4 protein-coding genes and 1 pseudogene are annotated in these 4,136 nt (G+C 41.4%); 3 read left to right on the forward strand and 2 right to left on the reverse strand.

Features of this window, described 5'->3' with window-relative positions; translation table 11 throughout:
- Positions 1 to 158, reverse strand: a 158-nt coding sequence (locus tag IM477_RS19275; protein WP_287733106.1) for a DUF4277 domain-containing protein, incomplete at its 3' end; no start/stop codon positions are given.
- 589 nt (positions 159 to 747) lie between these two features.
- On the opposite strand from IM477_RS19275, the gene IM477_RS19280 reads away from it, so the two are divergent.
- Entirely contained in the window at positions 748 to 1,431 is a 684-nt protein-coding gene (locus tag IM477_RS19280; RefSeq protein ID WP_287733103.1) for a DALR anticodon-binding domain-containing protein, read from the forward strand.
- Between the two features lie 327 nt (positions 1,432 to 1,758).
- Here IM477_RS19280 and IM477_RS19285 read toward each other — a convergent pair whose 3' ends face one another.
- Entirely contained in the window at positions 1,759 to 2,589 is an 831-nt protein-coding gene (locus IM477_RS19285; RefSeq protein ID WP_287733104.1) for a hypothetical protein, read from the reverse strand.
- Between the two features lie 365 nt (positions 2,590 to 2,954).
- Here IM477_RS19285 and IM477_RS19290 point away from each other — a divergent pair, with 365 nt between their 5' ends.
- Together IM477_RS19290 and IM477_RS19295 are read left to right on the forward strand one after the other, a co-directional pair.
- A complete protein-coding gene (locus tag IM477_RS19290; protein ID WP_287733105.1) occupies positions 2,955 to 3,449 on the forward strand; it encodes a hypothetical protein in 495 nt (164 codons plus the stop codon).
- Positions 3,450 to 3,997: 548 nt separating this feature from the next.
- Positions 3,998 to 4,136: pseudogene (locus tag IM477_RS19295) on the forward strand (Uma2 family endonuclease); the annotation flags it as partial.

A 4,136-nucleotide genomic window follows, 5' to 3' on the forward strand; every position in this document is an offset into this window, starting at 1 on the left:
ACTTGCCCCGCTGTGACAATTTCTCCTCGCTCAATTGAGACTTGTTCGTTGATAATTTCAACGATTCCTATTTCATCGATAATTCCGGCTACTAATCCCAGATGGTCTAGATTTTTGACTTCAATTTCTGTTGATTGATTCCTGGTCGAACAGTCCACTCGCCTCAGTTTTCCAACAATTCCTATTTTTTCATAATTAGGGGTCTCAAGACCCCCCTAGCGGCCACCGAGAAAACCTTCACCAGCTAAGTATTTTTACTCAAGTCTCTGGAGGGGGACAGCTTATGTGACAGTTGAGGGTGCGGAATGTGGGGTAAATATCAACTGTCTGTACCTTTACACATAAACTTTGTCTAAAGTTTAAGAAAAAGTTTGATATTGGTTAAAATTTAGTCCCCCTTTTTTCCCCTTTTTTAGGCTATGATGGCAAGTCTTATTCGATAAGCTGTTCGTAGTTTAAGGGTAAGCCTCTTGCCTGTTGCATGAGTGCCTCTCCTCTATAAGTAGCCTACACTCAACGGATTTAGTATTAATTTGGTAGGCTCTCTTGGAGTTATGGTGATCAGCAAATCTTCTCAAAGAAAGGTAGTAGGCTGTATGCCCCTACCAATTACACTACGCGCAGGTGGGGACGCAACCTGGTCAGTGAGTTTATCAAACTGTTTGCGTCCATAATGTAACATGATGAATATTTTTCACCCAATGTTCAAAAGAGCCATTTGATAAGACTACGTTTACCCTTCTGAGCATGAATTTTATCTACAATCACCCCTCGATCGAGCATTGCTTAAAACAACAATTAATTCATATTTTTCCAGAAAAAAAGCATAAATTAACTTTTTATCGTTGCCCAAAGACTGATAGTATTCTCTATCGTTCACCTCTGTTTTATCATTTTACGCCCGTTCAATGTCAAACCATATTTAACCATTTAATCGCCCTTTTTCCGCAAATTCAGCTTAAGGAAGGATGGCTAGAATTATTATTAGATCAGCAATTTTTGTCCTTTTGGTTACTAAAACTAAATGATTTAATTGATAAATTTTTCTCCGATCAGCTTCCTTTCCATCCCAGAGGAGAATTTTTCTTTTTATTTCAATACACCCACGCTCGCTATTCTAGTTTGTTACAACTGCTCAATCGGGAAAAAATTAGATTAATCGAGTCTGAACTATTATCGTGGCATCATCCCGCCGAAATAGCTTTAATCCTGCAAATTTTAACCGTTTGTGATTGTTGGGAACGCCAGAAACCCTATCCCCTAACCGCAAATTTTTGCGAGGCAATGCTCAATTTTGAGCGTAAATGTCGCATTATCGGAGAATCGTCCCCAATTCAGCGATCGAGATTAATCCTGATTAGCGTCAGTCAAAAACTACTTAACCGTCTTCTCCGTCAAAAATGGCAACTGCTGCCGATGACGGAACTTTAACGAAGACAGGAGACAGGAGACAGGAGACAGGAGACAGGAGACGGGAGACGGGAGACAGCTATCAGGGATCAGATTTGAGTTTTTAGTTCACTGTTTACTGATCACAGCAAAAAGCGTTTGACAAAAGCTCACGCCGAATCTGACGGAGTAACTGCTGACGGCTTGGATGTGTAATTAATTTTGCTTAGGTACTTATAAAAATATTAACTTTTACGAATTTAGTGGACAAAACCATCAGCTTATGATAGATTTTAATTAGTGTGAGGAGCGAACCAGAATAGAGAGCCGAGACGAAACATGGACAGTCGCCGGCTCTCTTTCTGTTGTTCAGGAATTATCTTTTTCTTGGCGATATTTAATAAAAGTGGGCAAATCAACTCGAAAAGAGGAATATTTCGGGGAAGGGGAGATGATAGGTGCGGGCCAATCCCTATCTTTCTTATTTAAGGATTCTACTGGCTCAATTGTCTCTAATTCCGCTAAAAACTCATCGATGGGAGCCACTTCATCGCTTTCTTGATTCTCTGTCTGAGACCAAGGCTCGATCGCGGCTGCCTTGGCGACAATGGCTAAATCCGGGGGAGAATTGCGATCGCTACCGCGCTGGAAATACTGGGCCAAGGCCGCTTTATACTGGAGGGTGTAGCGTTGCTGACGTTGGAGACGGGTGCGTAATTCCTGCAATTGCTGGTCATAGTTGCACAGTTTTTGGCTTTTTTCCTGATAACTTTCCTGAATTAAGGCACATTCTCGCTCTAAACGGGCTAATTGTTGACGCGTGCGGGTCAATTCTGCGGTCAAATTGGCAATAATCATCGGTTGCCGTTGTTCTGCTTGACGATACTGTTCGATTTCCCCTAAAGCTCGCTGTAATTGTTGCTTTTCGTATTGCAGTTCCTCGTTTTGCTGCTGGATTAGGGTATCGCAACTTTGCCAGCGACGATTTTGCTCGGCTAACTGCGATCGCAGTTCCCCGATAGCTTGCTCCCGTCGCCAGATCTCCGCTTGTAATTCTTGATTTTGTTGACGTAAATGAGAGGATAGAGCTGCCCAATCTGTCTCATCTGTTGATTGACTCTCATGCTCGACAATTTCAGCAGTAATGACAGTATCCGCATGGGTGAGATGATCGAGGTACAGGTCGGAATTATCGTTCATAAAAGCCAAAGGATGAGGAAACCTAGAAGTTTAGAGACGTTAAAAGCCTTCTATCGTTCCAAAAAAAAATGGGAACCGCATTGTTAGAGACTGCCGCGCGGTTCCACTGCCGATCCTTAAGAGGAGAACACTATAAATAACCATAAGCTTATTAGGAATTTTTGTCAATACTTAATAAGAATTTTTTTCAATAAGTTGGAGGGGAGAGGGGAATCGACTAATTCGTAGATAGCTGTAGTGCGGGTGTCTGGCCCTGGGGCCAGGGAAGAATTAGCCACAGCAAAATTGACACAAGCAGCGGTCGAGCGGGTTAGCGGCTCGATGTGCTTCAATAATTCTATAGTTTTTATTTTCCTTGTCGTATCATGCCACGTCCCCCGAAGAAAACCCCTAGCACCCCTGAACCCCCCGAAGAGCCAATTAAAACCACTCCTCCTCTACAACCTCTACAAATTATTAAAAAGGGTTCTAGGGCTGCAGTACCCCCCAAACCCCCGGAAACCCCTCCAGAAATAATTGAGGAAAAACCAGCCGAGGAAACGGTAAAATCAGTCAGTAGTGAGATAAAATCTCCTCTCCGTCCCCGTTTCGATTCGGCTCCTCCATTCCGAAAACCGATTCCCAAAGCAGAAATTCCCGTCATCGAAAAAGCGACGGGAGCCAATGGCGAAGTATTTAATCTGACCGATTCTGTCCTCATTACCGAACCTTTTGGTACTCGTATTGCCGCTATTATCGATAGTTTTTATGCCGATGCTCAAGGCGAAATCTGGGCGCAACTCAAACCGGTAGAAGTTAATCCCGATTGTCGCTGGGAACAGGCCTGTATTCGCTCTCAGGGTTTGGTAAAGGCCGAGTAAGACAGTTATCAGTTATCAGTTATCAGTTATCAGTTATCAGTTATCAGATTTGAGTTTTAAGTGAGCAGTATTAACAAGTAATACTAAATCTGGTTATTAAAAACTGATTATTTATTCTCCGTTTTGCCTGAGTGCCTCTTGCATGAGTGCTTCTCCTCATAAGTAGCCTATACTCAACGGATTTAGTATAATTTAGATAATATCTCTTGCATAATTAATTTTTGAGGGTTCAAAAACCTCAAAAATAAGGATTAAATGGCATAAAATATGTAAATAGACCATTCAATTGCTTATTATTCATTCTTAATTCTCCTGACTACTGACTCCTAACCCTAACAACAATTTTTGATTTTTACAAGAGGTCTGATGATTTGGTATTCTCAAAAGGTTTACTGATCGGGGCTGTGGTATGATTAAGGGTAGTTTGTTAGACTATGATTTCTACTTTTCCTCTCAGTTTGTATGCTTCCATGATATTTTTCATGATCATCTGTTTTTATATGATATCATGTTGAGCAAAATTCCCTCTCTAAATTTGGGTTGAAATTATGATAACTACACTCATCGAACGAGAAGCAGAACCAATTTTAATTAGTGACTTAACCTGGAGAGAATTTAAAGCTGTTGAACAGCTAATTGAGCGCCCAGGGTTAAGGTTATCTTTTTTAGATGGAGTTTTGGAGATTA

Source organism: Microcystis sp. M090S1, assembly GCF_020246295.1.
Taxonomy (GTDB): Bacteria; Cyanobacteriota; Cyanobacteriia; order Cyanobacteriales; family Microcystaceae; genus Microcystis; species Microcystis aeruginosa.